General features: G+C 40.8%; 17 protein-coding genes and 2 tRNA genes. 17 read left to right on the top strand and 2 right to left on the bottom strand.

The window, feature by feature from the left end; all coding sequences use genetic code 11:
- The first annotated feature begins 107 nt into the window (after positions 1–107).
- A complete protein-coding gene (gene gltX / locus TKV_RS04615; RefSeq protein WP_049684938.1) occupies positions 108–1,547 on the top strand; it encodes a glutamate--tRNA ligase in 1,440 nt (479 codons plus the stop codon).
- Between the two features lie 328 nt (positions 1,548–1,875).
- On the opposite strand, the gene TKV_RS04620 is transcribed toward gltX, so the two are convergent.
- Positions 1,876–1,951: transfer RNA gene (locus TKV_RS04620), tRNA-Glu, on the bottom strand.
- A gap of 4 nt (positions 1,952–1,955) precedes the next feature.
- A tRNA-Gln gene (locus TKV_RS04625) sits at positions 1,956–2,029 on the bottom strand.
- 170 nt (positions 2,030–2,199) lie between these two features.
- On the opposite strand from TKV_RS04625, the gene TKV_RS04630 reads away from it, so the two are divergent.
- From TKV_RS04630 to TKV_RS04705, 16 genes are all read left to right on the top strand, one after another.
- On the top strand, positions 2,200–2,373 hold the full coding sequence (locus tag TKV_RS04630) for an indolepyruvate ferredoxin oxidoreductase subunit alpha (protein ID WP_049684939.1): 174 nt from the start codon (positions 2,200–2,202) through the stop codon (positions 2,371–2,373).
- Positions 2,374–2,490: 117 nt separating this feature from the next.
- Positions 2,491–3,363 carry a branched-chain-amino-acid transaminase gene (ilvE, locus tag TKV_RS04635; RefSeq protein WP_049684940.1) on the top strand — a complete coding sequence of 291 codons (873 nt, stop codon included), beginning with the start codon at positions 2,491–2,493 and terminating at the stop codon, positions 3,361–3,363.
- A gap of 57 nt (positions 3,364–3,420) precedes the next feature.
- The gene (locus TKV_RS13460; RefSeq protein ID WP_236617425.1) at positions 3,421–3,564 is read left to right on the top strand and encodes a hypothetical protein; all 144 of its coding nucleotides are present in this window, start codon (positions 3,421–3,423) and stop codon (positions 3,562–3,564) included.
- 138 nt (positions 3,565–3,702) lie between these two features.
- On the top strand, positions 3,703–3,909 hold the full coding sequence (locus tag TKV_RS13465) for a hypothetical protein (RefSeq protein WP_049684941.1): 207 nt from the start codon (positions 3,703–3,705) through the stop codon (positions 3,907–3,909).
- A gap of 137 nt (positions 3,910–4,046) precedes the next feature.
- Positions 4,047–4,268, top strand: a complete 222-nt coding sequence (locus tag TKV_RS04645; RefSeq protein ID WP_049684942.1) for a hypothetical protein — start codon at positions 4,047–4,049, stop codon at positions 4,266–4,268.
- A 70-nt stretch (positions 4,269–4,338) separates the two neighbouring features.
- Positions 4,339–4,527, top strand: coding sequence for an aspartyl-phosphate phosphatase Spo0E family protein (locus TKV_RS04650; protein WP_049684943.1), 189 nt, complete (start codon positions 4,339–4,341; stop codon positions 4,525–4,527).
- Positions 4,528–5,242: 715 nt separating this feature from the next.
- Entirely contained in the window at positions 5,243–8,875 is a 3,633-nt protein-coding gene (locus TKV_RS04655; protein ID WP_049684944.1) for a cobaltochelatase subunit CobN, read from the top strand.
- 44 nt (positions 8,876–8,919) lie between these two features.
- Complete coding sequence (locus tag TKV_RS04660; RefSeq protein WP_236617426.1) at positions 8,920–9,645, top strand: energy-coupling factor ABC transporter permease; 726 nt, start codon at positions 8,920–8,922, stop codon at positions 9,643–9,645.
- Entirely contained in the window at positions 9,642–9,980 is a 339-nt protein-coding gene (locus TKV_RS04665) for a PDGLE domain-containing protein (protein WP_049684945.1), read from the top strand. Before TKV_RS04660 ends, TKV_RS04665 begins: the two co-directional genes overlap by 4 nt.
- 182 nt (positions 9,981–10,162) lie before the next feature.
- Positions 10,163–10,789 carry an HD-GYP domain-containing protein gene (locus tag TKV_RS04675; protein WP_049684947.1) on the top strand — a complete coding sequence of 209 codons (627 nt, stop codon included), beginning with the start codon at positions 10,163–10,165 and terminating at the stop codon, positions 10,787–10,789.
- A complete protein-coding gene (locus TKV_RS04680) occupies positions 10,789–12,219 on the top strand; it encodes a GGDEF domain-containing protein (RefSeq protein WP_049684948.1) in 1,431 nt (476 codons plus the stop codon). The genes TKV_RS04675 and TKV_RS04680 overlap by 1 nt, the downstream gene beginning before the upstream one ends.
- Before the next feature lie 437 nt (positions 12,220–12,656).
- Positions 12,657–15,269: a calcium-translocating P-type ATPase, SERCA-type gene (locus TKV_RS04685; protein WP_049684949.1), complete on the top strand. Its 2,613-nt coding sequence runs from the start codon at positions 12,657–12,659 to the stop codon at positions 15,267–15,269.
- Between the two features lie 479 nt (positions 15,270–15,748).
- Complete coding sequence (locus TKV_RS04690) at positions 15,749–16,249, top strand: ECF transporter S component (RefSeq protein ID WP_049684950.1); 501 nt, start codon at positions 15,749–15,751, stop codon at positions 16,247–16,249.
- Positions 16,250–16,325: 76 nt separating this feature from the next.
- Positions 16,326–17,030, top strand: a complete 705-nt coding sequence (locus TKV_RS04695; protein ID WP_236617427.1) for an HAD family hydrolase — start codon at positions 16,326–16,328, stop codon at positions 17,028–17,030.
- An 18-nt stretch (positions 17,031–17,048) separates the two neighbouring features.
- The gene (locus TKV_RS04700; protein WP_049684951.1) at positions 17,049–17,771 is read left to right on the top strand and encodes an MBL fold metallo-hydrolase; all 723 of its coding nucleotides are present in this window, start codon (positions 17,049–17,051) and stop codon (positions 17,769–17,771) included.
- 1 nt (position 17,772) lies between these two features.
- On the top strand, positions 17,773–20,046 hold the full coding sequence (locus TKV_RS04705; protein ID WP_049684952.1) for a DNA internalization-related competence protein ComEC/Rec2: 2,274 nt from the start codon (positions 17,773–17,775) through the stop codon (positions 20,044–20,046).
- Positions 20,047–20,050: the final 4 nt, after the last annotated feature.

Genomic DNA, 20,050 nt, shown 5'->3' on the forward strand with positions numbered 1-20,050 from the left:
ATTTTTACCTACAAAATCTTGACACGGACTATAATACTTCTTTTGTTGAAAAACAAAATAGATTAAAGTATAATCAAAATAGTTTAAACTTATGAAGAGGTGATAAGATGAGTGAAGTGAGAGTAAGATTTGCCCCAAGTCCTACAGGGAGTTTACATATAGGCGGTGCCAGAACTGCTCTCTTTAATTGGCTTTTTGCAAGGCACAATGGAGGAAAATTTATTTTAAGGGTGGACGATACTGACCTACAAAGGTCTACAGAAGAATCTATGAAAGGAATACTTGAAGGACTTAGATGGTTAGGTATTGATTGGGATGAAGGACCTATTTACCAATCGCAAAGGATAGAAGAATATAGAAAATTTGCAAATAAATTATTAGAGGAAGGAAAGGCTTACTACTGTTTTTGCACAAAAGAAGAGTTAGAGGAAATGAGAAAACAGGCAGAAAAAGAAGGTAGGCCTCCAATGTATACGGGAAAATGTAGAAATTTGACCAAAGAGCAAATAGAGGAGCATTTAAGGCAAGGGAGAAAACCTGTAATAAGGTTAAAAGTGCCTCAACAAGGGAAGACAGTAGTTCACGACGTAATAAGAGGGGATGTAGAGTTTGATAATTCCACCTTTGATGACTTTATAATTATGAAATCAGACAATATGCCTACTTATAATTTTGCTACTGTGGTAGATGATTACCAAATGGGGATAACTCATGTTATACGGGCAGAGGAACATTTGTCAAATACTCCAAAGCAAATACTAATTTATGAGGCTTTAGGATTAGAAATTCCTCAATTTGCCCATGTGTCTATGGTTTTAGCACCTGATAGAAGTAAACTTAGTAAAAGACATGGAGCGACTTCTGTGCAGGAGTTTAGAGACCAGGGGTATCTTCCTGAAGCAATTGTAAATTATATAACTTTGCTGGGATGGATGCCAAAAGATGGGGAAGAAATTTTTGATGTGTCAAAAGGCATAAAAGAATTTACTTTAGAAAGGGTATCAAAAAATCCTGCTATTTACGATGTACAAAAGCTGACTTGGATAAACGGCCATTACATAAGGAATTATGATCTAGATAAATTAACTGAAGCAGTCATTCCGTTTTTGAAAGCTAAAAACTTAATTAGGGAGGATTTCGATTATGATTATATCAAAAAAATAGTAAGTGCAGTAAGAGAAAGGGAAAAAACTCTTGTGGATATAGCTGATGCCATGAGCTATTATTTTACAGAAGTTAACGAATATGAGGAAAAAGGAGTTAAAAAGTATCTTACTAAAGAAAAAGTTGTGGATATCCTAAAAAAAGCAGTAGTGACTTTAAAAGAAGTCGAGCCTTTTAATAAATTTACAACTGAGGAAGCTTATCGCAAACTTGTGGAGGAATTGCAAATATCCAGTGGTGAACTTTTCCATCCTACGAGATTAGCTATTTCGGGTAGAACTTTTGGACCAGGACTATTTGACATAATGGAACTTTTGGGAAAAGAAAGAACTATAGAGAGAATTGAAAAAGCCATAGATTTTATTGAAAAGATGAGGAAATAACAAAAATATTGCCATAGTGTATAATTTTTACTACTATAGACAATAGTATTACCCTTATAAGGGTGATACTATTATTTTAACCCATGAAAGGGTGGTACCACGTGTATACAGTGATAACAGGCGACATAATTGGTTCAAGAGAACTGTTGGCAAAGGGGATTAAATTCCATCGCAAGATATAAAGAGTTAGATGATAAAAATTTTGCAGAATACTATTTAATAGGGACAATGTTAAGTATGTTTATACCTCTTTTTGAAAGTTTACTGATAAAAACTGTATTAAAAACATAAAAGGCATCCACAGGATGCCTTTTTCTCAATTTGATATTGGTAGCCCCAAGGGGACTCGAACCCCTGTCTTCGCCGTGAGAGGGCGATGTCCTAGGCCGCTAGACGATGGGGCCAAAATGGCTGCCGAACTAGGACTCGAACCTAGACTAGATGATCCAGAGTCACCTGTGCTACCATTACACCATTCGGCAGCGCCTCGACGAGTGTAATTATAGCACAGTTTTTCTTTTTTGACAAGAGACTTTTTTGCTATTTTGAATTGAGAGATATCTAAAAAGTTTGATTTAATTATTTACATGTTGTTGTAAATGATTTATAATTTTTATGGAAGTACATCCTATTTACAGAGAGGGGGAAAAGAATGGCACATTATATTGTTACTGATGAATGTACCGGTTGTGGGTCTTGTGCTGCAGAATGTCCGGCAGAGGCGATTCACGAAGTGGATGGGAAATACGAAGTTGACTCTGATACTTGCATTGATTGCGGCGCATGCGAAGATGTGTGCCCTACAGGTGCTATAAAAGCTGAATAAACTTAAAAACAAAAAGCCTCATTTTGAGGCTTTTTGTTTTTAAGTTGCATTGACTAAATCATTTTAAAGTGATAAAATTTTGCTAAATTAAGTTGAAGTTAAGGAGGAGTCATAATTATGGGGTTAGTTTATGTCAATGGAGAATTTGTAGACAGTGAAAGGGCGTCAGTTTCGGTTTTTGACCATGGGTATCTTTATGGTGACGGTATATTTGAAGGTATAAGGGCGTACGACGGAGTTATATTCAAGCTTGATGAACATTTAAAGAGACTTTATAGTATGGCAAAGGCTTTGCTGATTGACATTCCTTTGACAATGGAAGAAATGAAAGAAAAAGTTGTCGAAACGGTAAGAATCAATAATTTGAGAGATGCCTATATAAGGCTTGTGGTATCAAGAGGAAAAGGAGATTTAGGTCTTGACCCTTACAAATGTCCTAAACCTACGGTTGTAATAATAGCTGATAAAATTACTTTGTATCCTGAATCAATGTATCAAAACGGTTTAAAAATTATTACTTCAACTTACAGGAGAAATTCTATTCAGGCATTGGACCCCCAGATAAAATCTCTCAATTATTTAAACAACATACTTGCAAAAATTGAAGCAGTTAAGGCAGGCTATCCAGAGGCATTGATTTTAAATCAGGAAGGATATGTGGCAGAGTGTACCGGAGACAATATCTTTATAGTTTCAAATGGAACTTTATATTCTCCACCTTCAGCAGTAGGAGCATTAGGTGGAATTACAAGGGCTACAGTAATTGATATAGCAAAACAAATGGGAATACCTTTTGAAGAGAAGTATTTTTCGCTATTTAATGTGTATACAGCGGATGAATGCTTTTTGACAGGAACGGCTGCAGAAGCGATACCGGTAGTAGAGGTAGATCACAGAGTAATAGGAGACGGTAAACCAGGTCCAATAACAAAGAAAATAATAGAAGAATTCAGAAAACTCACTACTGTTTTAGGAACAAAAGTTTATTAATAAAATTGCATGGATTACTTCCATGCAATTTTATTGAAGAAAAGAATGTGGATTTTTATGTCTGAGAAGCTTTTTTATGAAGACAGCTATATTACTGAGATTGATGCCAATATAATAGACAAAAGAAACTCACAGAATAAATGGGAATTAGTTTTAGATAAAACTTATTTCTATCCTGAAAAAAGTTCATTGTCAAATTGAGTAGGATAGAAGATTTGACCATAATGTAAAGGAAAGCATATTGCTAAAAGAAGCTAAAGAGCTGGTAAAGAGCTCTGAATTGTATCGGGGAATACATATAATGTACAAACTGAAAATAGGACACCTGAAGATATAAAGGTGTTAGCTAAATACATAGCTTCTAATGACAAATGTATAGCTATACTTGGAAACAAAAGAGGAGAAACAGCAGATTTAGCGATTTCAAGGTCCAGTGGCGTAGACATTGTAGTAAACGGTTTTTTTAAAGATGTTTTAAGAGTCTTTGATGGAAAAGGCGGAGGAAATGCTAACATGTCCAAGGTGGAGGCTCCCCAGAGAGATTAGAGCTAGCAATGGACAAGGCTTTAAGCATTGTTATAGAGGAAATAAAAAGAAAGGAAAAAATTTTAAAATTGTAGGAGGAAATTTATAACATATATAGAATATATTATAATAAATACTAAAATGGGGAGAGTAGAAAAATGGGTGCAGAAAAAAACTTGAATGAGGAATTAAAAAAATTGATGGCAAACATTAATGAAAAAATAAAAAGTGACGATATACTTAATAGTTTGCTAAACAACGATATATCTTATGTACGTGAGGGAGAAAGTGATTGGAAACTGAAATACGGGCGGGAAATTGTAGAAATTTATAAGAAATTGCTCAAGATAGTAGATAAATTAAGTGCTGTTTCGCAATAAAACCTATTGTAATTTTTGTATTATGATGGTAAAATTGTATTTGCAAATTCTCAAAAAAGGGGAACAGGTGATGAAAAACATAGAGGCATTAGAAGAGCAAATAAGTGTTTTAAGGCGAGAACTTGATAACCTTGTAGATCAGAAAGAAACTAAGTATGACAAGGTTCTTGATATAAGTAGGCGTCTTGATGATTTGATTGTTTTGTATATAAGCAATAAAAAAGGTAAATACACTACAATAGGTGATAATTTTTATTGATTTCGTGTCACAGATATAGTATTATATATAGTATCAAAAATTGACAAACAAATTTAAACATGTTAAAATTTTTAATAAAATATATACTTTCTTAGTTCAGAGGGACGATGAACTTATGCACAAAGGTTGAAAGCTCCTTGGTGGGAATCGCTCACTGCAAGGCTAAATTCTAGTTTTGCATAGTTAGACGCCAAAACAATGGTGGGCGCAAGGGAGTTAACTAATTAAGTTAAAGAATTAGAAAGTATTCCCCGAAGCATTTGCGGAGGGGATAGAGGGTGTAGGGTTACACCCGGTTAGGCTGAACATAGCCTAATAAAGAATAATGTTTAATAAAATTTTGAATGGTTTTTAATATTTTAAACACTATTCATAACCTAGGTAATCAGTTTTATGGTTCTGAAGAGGAATTTTTTTTTAAATACTCAGTGTTACAAATTATCAAAAAGTAATACGTCATTTTACCTGAATAACCTCATCAGCAATTATCGCATTGGTCAGGCCTATGGTAAGACCATATCTACGAAAGTTCACCGGCGAGCCAGGTCAACACGTTAGGCGAGATATTCATCCGTGAAGAGGAGGTGGGGGGGAAATCAGGGCCATGCTCTAGGAAAGCGTATCAGGGATAATTTTAGATTGACCTGGCACGACGAGACGGCTAAAACAGGGACGAGTTTCTTAAAAGTCAAGGTCTCAGAATGGAGGCGAAAGAATGGTCGATTTTCTTATTCTCAGCACCATTGATAATACCCGGGAGCTAAGAGAAGCTATGTTAGAGATCAGGGCGGAATATGGAGAAATTCTTTCGGTCAAAAAAATCTATTTCTCCGACTGGGAGCGGGGAAGAATTGACCCAGAAAAGGTAGAAGAAGCGGTAAAAAGCGCCCGGGTTATTCTCGTGGACATCCGGGGGCAGACAGAATTCACGGACCGACTCCGGGAATTAATAACCGGGAGCACCGCCACGGTGGTGGTTCTGGTCGGTGGTAGCCGCGATATTCTTTCTCTCACCCGGATGGGTTCTTTTTCCGGAGCCGATCTCCCCCGGCGCGAGGGGCGCTTTGACATCGAGGCTTATCTTAAAGCGAGGAAGTTTGCCGAGATTGCTAAAAAACTGGGAGCAGTTCTCCCCGTGGGCAAGCTTAAGCACATGCGCAACTGGGTGCTGGCCTGCGAATATTACGCCGAGGGCGGTAAGGAGAACCTCAAAAACCTGCTCCTTTTCTTACTGCGGGAATACTGCGGGGCAAAGGTAGAGGTCAGGCCGCCCCAAAAAATGCCCGACTGGGGGATCTGGTGGCCTCCTGATCGCCACTTTACCGACTTGAAGGCTTTTAAGACTTCTGTAGGGTGGGACGAGGGCAAGCCTGCCGTGGGTATTTTCTTTTACGGCGGCATGCATTTTGACGACTGCACGCCGGTGGTGGAAGCGCTGGCCAAGGAATTAGGAGACGAGGTCAACCTCATCCCCGTTTTTTCCAAGGCGGAACACAACCTCACAGCTCTCCGGGCCTGCTTCTTTGACGAAGGGCGCCCGGCGGTTGACCTCGTGGTTAACCTGCAGTATTTCCGGTTGCACGGCGGGCCTTACGGCGGGGCGCCCGAACCCACCTACCAGTTGCTGTCTGAACTTGGCGTTCCGGTGCTGACAGGATTTCGGTCTTACACGACGGAAATAGGGGAATGGCAAAAAGAGAACCGGCTTAATCCTCTAGAAATTACCCTCGGCGTTATGTTGCCGGAGCTGGACGGCTGCATAGAGCCGGTTTACGTGGGGGGGCTCGTGTCCCTCGGGGAAGACGGGATCTTGGGTGGGGAAGTAAAGGAAGTCCAGGCCTTGCCGGAAGGAATAGAGAGGCTGGCCGGGCGAATTCGTAAATGGTTTGGGTTACGGCGCAAGCCTAACGCCGAAAAAAAGGTGCCCATCATTCTTTACGATTATCCTCCGGGAGAAGCTAAGCTGGGCAGCGCCGGCTATCTCGATGCTCTGGAAAGCCTACGGGTCTTCCTCGAAAAGCTGGCGGCTTGCGGGTACCGGGTAGAAATTCCGACAGGGGATTTGGGGGAGTTTCTATTATCCCGCGGCGTGGCGAACACACCTAAATGGCAGGTGGCTCCTCCTGGGATAGCAGTGGATGCGGCGGTTTACCGCCGGTGGTACAGTGAGCTGCCGCCAGATTTGCGGGCGCAAATCGAAAGGCACTGGGGAGAACCGCCGGGAACCGTAATGGTCAGGAATGACGAGATTCTGCTTCCCGGCGTGGTGGTAGGCAATGTTTTCATTGGCGTGCAGCCGTCGCGCGGTGTTCACGAAAATCCCGAAAAAGCTTATCACGACAAGGAGTTGCCGCCGCACCACCAGTACCTCTGTTTTTACTGGTGGTTGCAAAAAGAATTTAGGGCGGACTGCATCATCCACTGGGGAATGCACGGCACCCTGGAGTTCACCAAGGGCAAAGAGGCCCCGGTATCGCGCCGCTGCTTCCCGGACATTCTGATTGGCGACGTTCCCCACCTCTACTATTACTGGGTGGGGAACCCCTCGGAATCCACCATCGCCAAGCGGAGAAGCTACGCGGTTACGGTTTCTCACGCCTCGCCGCCGGTGGTTGCTGCCGGCCTTTACGGCGAGTACTTGGAGCTGGAGGAACTGCTGGCTGAGTACCGGAAAGCCGAGGGCCGGGACAAGGAGACCCTTGCCGGTGCAATTAAAGAAAAAGCGCAGGTGCTCTCTATGCCTGTCGGGGATTTGGCAGAATTGGAAGTCTATCTTTACCGGATGAAGAGGCGGCTTATCCCCAAAGGTTTGCACGTTCTGGACCGGCAGCTTGAGGGAGAAGATTTGGTCAATTACTTGGCGGCTCTGGTGCGCTTTGACCGGGAAGTGCCCTCATTTTACCGGATGGTGGCCGAGAGAATGGGCTTTTCCTACGAGAGTCTCGCCCGGGAACCGGAAGCATTTGCTGCTGTTGACCGCGAAGTTCACCAGGCGATCAGGCGCTGGCTGGCGGGGGATGAGACGGCCCTGCCGCCGGAAATAGGCCAGTATCTTGCCCAAGTGAGGGAAAACATTGCCCGCTCGCAGGAAAGTGCGGGGCTCCTCTCAGTGCTGGATGGGCGCTACCTTCTTCCCAACCTGGCCGGAGATCCGGTGCGTTCGCCCGAGGTTTACCCTGTTGGCCGGAATATGTACGAGTTCGACCCGCGGCTGATTCCCACTTCTTTGGCGCTAAAGCGCGGGGAGGAGGCAGTAAAGGCCATTTTGGAGAGATTTTACCGCACGTACGGGCGCTACCCCGAAACAGTAGGGATGGTACTGTGGGGCTTCGAGACCCTGAGTACGGGGGGCGAAACCATTGCCCAAATTTTGGCTTATCTCGGCGTGCGCCTGGTGCGGAAGGAAAGCCCCTGGTTCAAAGAACTGGAGCTTATTCCTTTGGAGGAGTTGGGCAGGCCTCGCGTCGATGTTCTGGTGACCATCTGCGGCATTTTCCGCGACATATGTAGTCCTCAGATTGAACTGATCAACCAGGCAGTAGAACTGGCGGCCAATGCTCCGGAACCGGAAGATATGAACTTTGTCCGCAAACACAGCTTGGAAATGGAAGCGGAACATGGTAATGTCGGCCGGGCACGAGTATTCGGGCCCCATGCTACGGAGTACGCCACGTCGATGCGGGCACTGGTGGAAAGCGGGGTCTGGCGGGAAGAAAAGGATCTGGTGGAAAGTTATGATAGTTCCATGTGTTACTGCTATTATCGGGGCAAGGTCGAGGAAAACCGTGCTCTCTTCGCCAGGCTTGTCTCTACAGTTGACGTGGTTTCGCAGGTAAGGCACAACACGGAGTATGAATTTACTGACCTCGACCATTACTACGAGTTTTTTGGCGGGCTTTCCCGGAGCGTGGCGGAAAAGAAGGGAGAGACCCCCGAGCAGTGGGTGGTGGACACTACAGAAGAAATCGTTGAAGTGTCCGATGTGGGCCTGGCTATTGACCGGGCGGTGAGGACGCGACTTTTCAACCCCAGGTGGATTGATGAGATGCTGAAGCATAAGTACCATGGCGCCCAAAAAATAGCCGAGCGGCTGGAATATCTAATCGGCCTTAAGGCCACCACTGGCCAGGTGAGCGAGTGGGTTTTCCGGGAGGCGCTCCACCGCTTCCTGCTGGACCAGGACATGCGCCGCCGGTTGGCGGAGAACAACCGCTTTGCCGCCCTGGAAATAGCCAGGCGTATCGCTGAAGCCATCCGCCGGGGCTACCTCAACTGCAAAGACGAAGAGTTGACCGGATTCCAAAACGCGGTACTGGAACTGGAGGGCTGGATTGAAGAGAAGACTTGAGGAGGTCGGACTTATGCGTTACGTGTATCCTTGGAGGTTCCTACATGTACAGGCTGAGGCGTTCATTTTTATTTCCTCGGCCTCACACAAATCCTAAAAAGGGGGCGATTTTAGTGCATATTCCCGATGGCTTTTTAGATCCTAAAGTTTGGATGGGTGCTAGCGCAGTAAGCGCCGGAGCGCTGGCCAGAGCGTTGGTCCAAACCAAAAAGACCCTGGAGGAACGCCAGGTGCCACTGCTGGGTATCACGGGTGCATTTATATTTGCCGCACAAATGTTCAACTTTCCAGTGGCCGGAGGCACTTCAGGTCATCTCATAGGAGCTGCTTTGGCAGTTGTGCTGCTGGGGCCATGGAGTGCCACGTTGATACTCACCGCAGTCCTGGTAATCCAGATGCTCTTCTTTTATGACGGCGGCCTAACTGCCCTGGGGGCCAATGTACTGAACATGGCCGTTATTGCGCCGTGGGTAGCTTACGGTACCTATCGCTTGTTCGTAGGCCTTTTCAGGGGAAATATCGGCCGTGTAGCGGCTATTTTCGTGGCTTCCTGGCTTTCGGTGATGGCTGGGGCTATGGCTTGCAGTTTAGAGCTTGCTCTTTCCGGCACGGTGCCCTTGAGAATAGTTTTGCCGGACATGATGGGATGGCATGCTCTCATTGGTATCGGCGAGGGTCTAATTACTACAGTTGTAGTTAGTTTTGTGCCTTGGGCTCGGGGCTTAGAGTATTTCGGACAGAAATGTCTTGTGGAGGGTGAGAGGAGATGAAGAAGAATTTATTCTGGGGATTTTTGATTGCCTTGGTCGTGGCGGCATTTCTTTCCCCCTTTGCTTCTCCTTACCCTGACGGGTTGGAGCGTGTAGCCAAAGATAAGGGCTTTCTGGATTTGGCCGAGGGCAAAGAACTGATTCACGCCTTTATGCCCGACTACCAATTCCCGGGGATCCCCCATAAAGGCCTGGCCACATCCATTGCTGGTATAATTGGCACACTTTTGGTTTTCGGGGCTGTGTACTTACTGGGAAGGGTTTTATCAAAAACCCGGCGGGGATCCTCCTCCGGCAGTGAAAAGATGAGAGGCGATATTGATTTTGGGGATTGATGTGTGTGTGCTTCCGCCTGGGATGCAGGCCTGAAGCTGGCTGCAATGAAAGTGCTGCTGCCAACGACCTGCCCGGCAAAGCTCTTGCCGGGTTGGCTTGGCTGCTGGTGTGAAAACCAGCTCTCTAACCTATATAAGAGGAGTCTTTGTGTCCTTATTTTTTGGGATGGAGGGAAGCTTTAATGATAAATAAGCGGTGGGGGGCTTTGGCGGTCGATGAAAATGTTTTATATCCACGAGCTTACTCCTTTTTAGAGCGCTTTTTCCCCGAACTTGTTAGTTTCCAAGAATTACTAATGCACAGTGTGCGTACAGCAAAGTATGCCTTTCAATTAAGTTGCTTTCTTGGGCTCGGCGACCCCCAACTCCTTTTTTGGGCTGGTGCCTTGCATGACGTGGGTAAGCTGATGGTACCCCGTCATATTTTGGAAAACCCCGGCCCTTTATTAGAAAACCAATGGAAAATAATGATGCAGCATCCTTTGTGGAGTTTTAAACTGGTGGAAACAAGGTGCCGCGGTACCCGGTGCCTGAAGGGTATTCTGGTCGCAATCAAAGCGCATCACGAGGCCTGGGATGGCACGGGCTATCCTGCGGGCCTGAAAGGTAGCGACATTCCCCTGGAGGCGAGAATTTTGGCCCTAGCTGATGTGTTTGATGCTCTAACTTCTCCACGGCCCTACCGTCCTCCTTTGAGTCTAGGAGAAGCTCGTAAGGTGATGACGGAAATGGTGGGTAAAAAGCTGGATCCCTACTTATTCCAAAAAGCACATATTTCCCTGCTTTCTTTTAAGGAGGAAAAAGGTTGATGTGGGGGAACAAGAGAAGGCGTAGTATAATCCAACTATTCACCTTATGGTTTTTTGTCCTTGCTCTAGTTCCCACTCTACTGGTTATCTATGCTACCGCCAAGTACCTTACCTTACAAACCGTTGCTTGGGCAAATAGATACCTGACCCAGATAGCTTTTGACGAGAGCCGGGATATTTCTCTTTCCCTAAAGAACATCCTAGGAGAAGATGAATTTTTCTTCTCTTTCCAGGGGGACATGATTATAGCTACTAAAGATGGGTTGGCAAAAAGGATAGACTTGGCTCAGCTTGCGCCGTTGCTTCCTGTGGAACCTGAGCCCGAGCAAATTTTTGCTCCCAAGTTTCTTTTTGGGTTTGGTTACCAGCCCAAACTGCGGCTTAGGGAAAAGCCCGCCATTTACCTAGAGGATAGTAATGGTTCTACTCTTCATTTGGCCGGGGAAGAAGAGGAACTCCTGTCCAGGGAGGGGTTGTTACTTAAGGCCTTTGGGTTAAAAGAAAACCTTGAGGTTAGCGTGCCGGTACCAGGAACCAATCTTAAGGTAAACGTTCGGGCTTCAGTGGGAGGATTTCTGAAAGAACCTTTGCAACAATTATGTGTTCCTCTAGGAGGTACATTTATCCTGGTGATATTGCTATCGACCCTTCTTTATCCCCTGGCTGCGGCGCAAATAGTATATCCCTTGAAAAACCTGGCTGACCGCTTGTCTTGCTTCGACCCGGCAAAAAAAGAAAATAGTTTTTCAAGCAAAATTTACCAGACCAGCGAATTGGCCGAGATTGCCTCTTCATTTGATAGAATGGCTTTGCGGGTACGAGAAACTATGTCTGAATTAGAACAGAAAGTAAAAGAACTAGAGGAGAAGAATAAACTCCTTGACCAGGCTCAGCGGCGGCTGGAATGGCTGGCTAGCTATGATCCCCTTACAGGTGTTTTAAACCGCAGGTCTTTTATGGAGCGGTGTTTGTATTTGCTCAAGGAAGAAGAGGGAGAATTTCCTTATGTGGCTACTTTGATGATGGACGTGGATAATTTCAAAACCATAAATGATACATACGGACATCCAGTGGGTGATATGGTTCTGAAAAAGGTAGGAGAATTGTTGAGGCAGCAGGTTAGGAAGGATGATCTTGTAGGACGGTACGGTGGTGATGAATTTGTCCTATTCTTTCTCATTAATCAAGTGGAAGAATTTAATGCTCTTGCCCAGCGTATTTTTGCTTCTCTTTGCTCTGCGTTAGCTTCTATGTCAGAATTAAAAATGACTGTTTCCGTCAGCATGGGTGGAGCAATTGCCAGACGCTTTTTGATTGAGAAGGGATCTGATCTTGAGCAGCTTATTGACCTTTCTGACCAGCTTCTTTTAGAAAGCAAGCGCCAGGGGAAAAAGACGGTTAAAACACAATATGTGGAAAAATTACCCTAAATACGTATAGAAGAGCAACTTAATAAACCTCCGTGAGATTTTATCCAAAATCCAAAAAGAGGCCATCACTGTTATTCTAAAAGAGGTGCCGGTTGAATTTGATAACTTCCAGCAGACTCCGCGGGGGTTTCAGGGGGGTCAAGTCCAAATTTTTGTGTAAAATTCCTTTTGGTTAGAACCGGGCGTTTCAATCACCACCGGTTGGCTTATTACCTATTAAATCTTGACACGAACTAAGGTGATATTGCTAATTGACTTTTGGTTTAAATGATAGTATAATTTCTTCAGTAAAGGGGAGTAACTCCAAGTCAATCAGTCGTCATGACGGCTTTGCCCGGCTGATTGAGCAAAAAATGCGAGTGAGACCTTTACTTTGTGGGATACTACAAAGTAAGGGTCTATTTTATTTTGCAAAAATTTTTAAAGGAGGGCTGCTAATGAAAAGATATTGGAATATGGATGTAGAAGAGATAAAAAAAGAATTAGAAACTGATGATAAAAATGGATTGACACAAGAGCAAGCTAATGAAAGGTTATTAAAATATGGTAAAAACGCTTTAAAAGAAAAGAAAAAGAAATCAATATTTTCATTATTTCTTGAACAGTTTAAAGATTATATGGTGTTAATTCTTATTATTGCCTCAATTATATCTTTTTTTCTCGGAGAAACAACGGATGCTGTTATAATATTAGCTATAGTAATTTTAAATGCATTATTAGGAACGATTCAGGAAAACAAAGCTGAGAAGTCTCTTGAAGCTCTTAAGAAATTGTCTCAACCTCTTGCAAAAGTAATAAGAGATGGAAAAGTAATGGAAGTTGAAGCATCTTCTCTTGTAATAGGAGACGTAGTATTAATAGAAGCAGGAAATATTATACCTGCAGATGGAAGATTGGTGGAGGCTAAAAACCTTAAAGTAGATGAATCAGTATTAACTGGTGAATCAGTACCTGTTGAAAAAGTTGATACAGTAATAGAAAAAGAGGATATACCTTTGGGTGATAGATTTAATTTAGTTTACATGGGAACTACTGTTACTTACGGTAGAGGAAAATTTATTGTAACTGCTACAGGTATGGATACCGAAATGGGGAAAGTAGCCGGTTTGATAGAAGACGAAAGGGATGTCAAAACGCCACTTCAATTAAAACTTGAGGAATTGAGCAAATATTTAGGAACGGCTGCCATACTCATAAGCGCAATAATATTTGCAATAGGAGTACTTCAAAAAAGACCAGCATTTGATATGTTTATGACGGCTGTAAGCCTTGCTGTTGCAGCGATTCCTGAGGGACTTCCTGCTATTATAACTGTTACGCTTGCACTTGGCGTACAAAAGATGATTAAGAAAAATGCGATAATAAGGAAACTTCCGGCTGTAGAAACGCTTGGCAGTACAAGTGTTATTTGTTCTGACAAAACAGGAACCCTTACACAGAACAAGATGACAGTTGTGAAACTTTATATTAACGATAGAAAAGTGAATGTTAAAGAAGATGAAGTAAAACAGGAGGACTATTTCCTTTTAAAAAATGCTGCATTATGTACTGATGCTTTTATAGATGAAACAGGAAAAGGAATTGGCGATCCTACGGAAGTTGCGATTGTTAACCTGCTAAATGATGTGGTAGGCCTAAAAAAAGCCGATATAGAAAAAGAATTTCCAAGAATTGCAGAAATTCCCTTTGATTCGGATAGAAAAATGATGTCAACAATACATATTATGGATAAAGGGGACTTTAGATTAATTACCAAAGGAGCGCCTGATAATATCATAAAAAGGTGTAAATATATTTTGAAAGAAAATAAGATTTTACCCTTTGATGAAATAGAAAAGAATAAGTTAAGTTCTATCAACGAAGAAATGGGAAAAGAAGCTTTAAGAGTTATTGCAGTTGCTTATAAAGATATCAAAGAAATACCTAAAAATTTGAGCAGCGATGAAATGGAAAAAGATTTGATATTTATAGGGCTTATTGGCATGATAGATCCGCCGCGAATCGAGGCCAAACATTCAGTTGAAATATGTAAAAAAGCAGGAATAAAACCTGTTATGATAACAGGTGATCACAAGATAACGGCTTCTGCGATAGCACGGGAGCTTGGAATTCTTGAGGATAATGATGAAGCAGTAACAGGCGAAGACCTTGACAGAATCTCTGATGAAGAATTAAAGGAAAGGATAAAAAGAATATCTGTTTTTGCAAGGGTATCTCCTGAGCACAAGATGAGAATTGTAAAAGCGTGGCAAAAAAACGGTGCTGTGGTAGCAATGACAGGCGATGGTGTAAATGATGCACCTGCCCTCAAACAGGCGGATATTGGAGTTGCAATGGGTATAACTGGTACCGATGTGGCAAAAGAAGCAGCAGATATGGTTTTAACTGATGACAATTTTGCGACAATAGTTGCAGCAATAGAAGAAGGCAGGACCATATTTACAAACATAAAAAAAGCTATCCATTATTTATTAACCTGTAATTTAGGCGAAATAGTTGTACTGTTTATTGCTACAATATTAGGCATGCCGATGCCTTTAAAACCCATACATATACTATGGGTGAACCTTATAACTGATAGCCTGCCAGCTCTTGCTCTTGGATTTGAACCGCCGGAAAAAGATATAATGGAGAAAAAACCTAGACAAAAAGGAGAAAGTATTTTTGCAGGAGGATTGGCCTATAGAATACCGCTTGAAGGTATGTTAATTGGATTGGTTACATTAATTGCTTTTATAATAGGACTTAAGCAAAATATAGAGACTGCAAGAACAATGGCTTTTGCAGTGTTGACTTTATCGCAGCTTGCTCAAGCTTTAAATGTAAGGTCGGACAAATCCCTTTTTAAGATAGGATTATTTACAAACAAATATATGGTTTTTGCTTTGATAGTGGCGATTTTGTTACAAGTTATTCTAATTGTAACTCCTTTAAACACTATATTTGGACTTAGAAATATTAATATTTATGACTGGGATATAATCGTTGCAATGTCAGTTACACCCTTTTTGGCGATGGAGATAGTGAAATTTTTTAAAAATAAAAGGTAGGATTCCTTTATTTCAGTCCCAAGCTTGTTGATAAACCTTTTTATTGGATTTAAAGCCTCCTGCTTTTATGCTTAAGTGCAGGCTCACGTATCTAAGTGTGCCTAAGGTTCGTTTTGGGCAGCTTCCGAATTCGCTTTCTTTCTTTCATGGGTCATCCTGAGGAGTGCGCAGCAGAAGCCTGAGAGAAGCGAAGGGTCTGCGGAGCACGACGAAGGATCTCAGACCCTAAAGAATCTCTTAGGTATTTCTTTCCCGTCTGAGATCCTTTGCCTTCGGCTCAGGATGACAAGCCAAGGCACACTAAGATACTTCCGCGATGCACTTTGCGCATAAAAGCAGAGACTATTAAAAATGACTTTGCTACAGTCTAAGACTGTTTTATTGCGGTCTCTTTTTTGTTATTACATTGTTATGATTGAATCATTACAATTGTATAGTATAATATAGCCATAATGCATATATTTATTGGAGGTGTGACTATGGAGCAAAACAATGTTAAAAAAATAGTATATGGAGCTTTTATGATGGCATTAATCACTGTTGGTACTATGGTCATTCAAATACCCACTCCTGCCACAAAAGGCTATATAAATGTGGGTGATTCTTTTATATTCCTAAGTTCTACTTTATTTGGTCCTGTGATGGGGCTTATCACAGGGGGAATTGGTTCGGCTCTTGCGGACTTATTGTCAGGATATGCTTATTGGTCGCCGTGGACTTTTATAATTAAAGGAGTAGAAGGTTTATTTGTAGGACTCATGTATAAAAAATACAGTAATGAGTATTTAAAAATTGCTTCCCTTGCTATAGGGGCATTATGGATGGTATTTGGTTATTACATTGCGGGAGGGATTATGTACGGTTTTAAAACTTCATTAGTTGATGTGCCAAGTAATTTAGTGCAAGGTTTTGCAAGTATCATAATAGGTTATATTTTGATACGTCTGATATCTCGATTAGAGGTATTTAAAAAAGTGTAGCAGGGTTTTTAAACCTTGCTTTTTTTTGTATAAAAATATATCATTATATAGAGAAAAGAAATTTGGAGTGATGACGATGATAGATACATTTTTGTTTGACCTGGATGGGACACTGCTTCCTGTCGATACGGACAAGATGTTGGATGAATATTTTTTAAGCCTTACAAAAAAACTTTCTCATCTATTTGACCCCCATTTTCTGTTTAAAAGTATTTATAGTGCCAGTATGGATATGATAAACAATTTGGACCCCAATAAGACAAATGAAGAGGCGTTTTTTGAGTCTTTTTTGCAAAAAGTCAATTATTCCAAAGAAGAATTGGTGGCTCTTTTTAATGACTTTTATTTAAATGACTACAAAGAGCTGGGAAAAAGTATTAAAGCCAATGAATATGTCAAGAAGTCATTGGAAATTTTAAAAGAAAAAGGTTATAACATTGTATTGGCGACAAATCCTGTATTTCCAGAAGTTGCGATTTTGGAAAGGCTTAAATGGGCAGGTCTTGTTGAAAGTTATTTTTCCTTTATAACTACTTATGAAAATATGCATTTTTGTAAACCCCATATACAATACTATGAAGAGATATTAAAAATCATAAATAAGAAGCCGGAAAATTGCTATATGGTTGGAAATGATGTGGAAGAGGACCTTATAGCTTTTAAGCTGGGGCTGAAGACATTTTTGATTGAAGATTATATGATAAACAGAAACTCAAAAGAAATAGTTGCAACCCAAAGTGGGAGTTACAAAGATTTATATGAATTTGTTTTTAAGTTATGATAAAGGAGGTAACAACAGTTGAAACTTATAGTATTGGGGTGCCATGGACCTTTTCCTGGATCTTATGGGGCTACTTCTGGCTATTTGGTTGAAGAAGAAAATACCCACATTTTATTGGATTGTGGGAGTGGAGTGATAAGTAGGTACCAGCGATATTACGGCTTGGACAAGTTAAAGTACATAATCCTTTCTCACTTACACTCTGACCATGTGGGCGACATGATGGTTTTAAGGTATGCCCTTGATATTATGAGGGCAAGAGGGATGGTAACAGAGGCTGTAAATGTGTATTGTCCTCAAACCCCTCAAAATGTTTTTGAAGATTTTAAGTTTAATGAAGTCTTCAATCTGCAGATTATAAATGAGGAGACTACTTTGAATATAGATGGGATAGAGATTTCTTTTGAAAAGATGACACATCCTGTAGAAACTTATGCGGTTAAAATGAAAAAAGGAGAAAAAGTTTTTGTGTACAGTGGAGATACTACCTATAATGAAAAATTGATATCTTTTGCAAATAAAGCCGATTTATTTCTGTGTGATGGAAACCTTTTAAAAGAAGCCCAAGGACCCCATTTAACTGCAGCGCAAGCCGCTGAAATTGCAAAAAAAGCTGAATGTAAAAAATTAGTATTAACTCACTTATCGCCTCTTAATTCTATTAAGGATTATTATGATGAAGCGACTAAGGTTTTTGGGAATACAGAAATTGTAAGAGATTTTGAAGTTTACGTGATATAAAATGGAAGTGCCTTTTTTATACTTCACAATAACCCTCTCTTTAGGAATGATAGCAAGTAGATACTTTTTTCATCCCTTTGTATTTTTATTTTTATTAGCAATTTCGGTGGCTATATCTTTAGGGTTATACATAAAAAAGAAAAATGCAAGTTTACCTCTTTTGATTTCTTTTGTTTTTGTGGGTGTCATTTTGGGAGGCAGTGCGATTAATTTCCCTAATCCCTATTTAAAACTTCAAGATAAGTTTGTAACTATAAAAGGAACTGTAGAGGATGTAAAAATATATGAAGAATACGCTAAGTATACAGTGAAACCGACAAAGACTCCAAAAATACTGGTGACTCAATATGGCGGCAAATATCCTTCTGATGGAGATGTTGTAAGTATAAGGGGGATAGTTTCAATACCTAAAAGGGCTACAAATCCAGGAGGTTTTGATTACAAGCTCTTTTTAAAGAAAAAAGGAATTTATGCAGTTATGAAGGTGCAGGGGCATGCCGTTGACATTATAGGCAAAGGTAATTTAAATTTTATTGAAAAGGCTGTACACGCTGCAAAGCAGAAAATAGAAAGCAATTACATAAATTCAATGCCCGAAAGAGATGCTAAGTTTGTCATATCGGTTTTGTTAGGAGATAAACTTGTTGACGATGAGACTTTGGGACAATTTAGGACAGCAGGTATTTCACATATTATTTGTGTATCAGGAATGCACGTAGCAATTATAACAGGTTTTATACTTTATATCTTAAGTCTTTTTAACATAAGAAGGTACAAAGTTCCTATCATTATAACTGTATTGACCTTCTATGCAATTTTAACAGGAGCAAATCCGCCAGTTATAAGGGCAGTTCTTATGGCTTCTATCGCTTTAATTGGTACTACTTATGGCAAAAAACATAATTCTATAAATTCTTTGTCTTTTGCTGCTTTTGTGATATTAATATTTAACCCTTTGATGCTGTGGGATGTAGGTTTTCAACTTTCATTTGTTGCTACTTTAGCTATTTTGTATTTCTATAAGCCGATACAAGAAAAATTATCAATGCTAAATCCCAAAATACGAGATTTAGTTGCTTTAACTCTTTCTGCTCAAATTGGCACAATCCCCTTTACCATGTATTATTTTCATTATATATCCATAATTTCGCTTTTGTCCAACATTGTAATAGTGCCATTGGCGGATATAGCAGTTGTTTTGGGATTTTTATCGGCTGTTACAGGATTGATTTTTCATCACTTGTCGTATTTTATAAATTATATAAATATACCTGTTGTAGAAGCTATTTTGTATATAACGAAATTGTTCGACAGTTTGCCTTATGCCAGTATAGACACTATTGTTCCGCCTTTTTATGTGATTGGTTTGTATTATGGGATTTTAGCAGTCCTATTGAGCAGTTTTGATAAAAAAACTAAAAAGATTTCTATTGCAATTGCCTTGACTTTTATTATAGCAATTTTCTTTTATAATTATCTATCGCCTAAAGATTTAGAAGTGACTTTTCTGGATGTAGGACAAGGGGACAGCACTTTTGTCAGGACATCACACGGCAAAACTTTTTTAATAGATGGTGGAGGCAAACCTTTATTTGCGACTTCTTCTTGTGATGTTGGAGAAGATGTGGTACTTCCATTTTTGTATTACAAAGGTGTTATGAAGCTTGATGGAGTTTTTATATCTCATACTGACATCGACCATGTAGGCGGGATACTTACTGTGTTACAGCAAATGAAAGTTGACAAAATCTTTATAGGAATACAAAAGGTTACTGACGATAATTTCAAGAAAATAATGGAAACTGCAAAATCAAAAAACATCCCTGTCATTTTGTTAAAAAAGGGTGATAAAGTCGAAATAGATGATGTTGAAATATATGTTTTGCACCCTGACCCTGCAAATTTGATAGAGGAAAATCCCATAAATAACAATGCTCTTGTTTTTAAGATAAAGTACAAGGAGATGGAGTTTTTATTTACAGGTGACATAGAAAAACCGGCGGAAGAGATTTTAAGGAATTTGGACCTAAAGACTCATATTTTAAAGGTGGCTCACCACGGGTCAAGTACTTCTTCTACTGAGGAATTCATTGAAAAAGCCAATCCCAAAGTATGTATTATTCAAGTAGGTAAAAACAACTATGGACTCCCTGATGAGAGAGTGCTAAAATATCTTAAAAGCAAAGCTAAAGTGTATAGGACAGATAAAAATGGAGCAATTATAGTAAAAACAGATGGCAAAAAGGCTTACATAAGTACTGTTGTCAAGGAGTGAAATA

The organism is Thermoanaerobacter kivui, assembly GCF_000763575.1.
GTDB classification, from domain to species: domain Bacteria; phylum Bacillota; class Thermoanaerobacteria; order Thermoanaerobacterales; family Thermoanaerobacteraceae; genus Thermoanaerobacter; species Thermoanaerobacter kivui.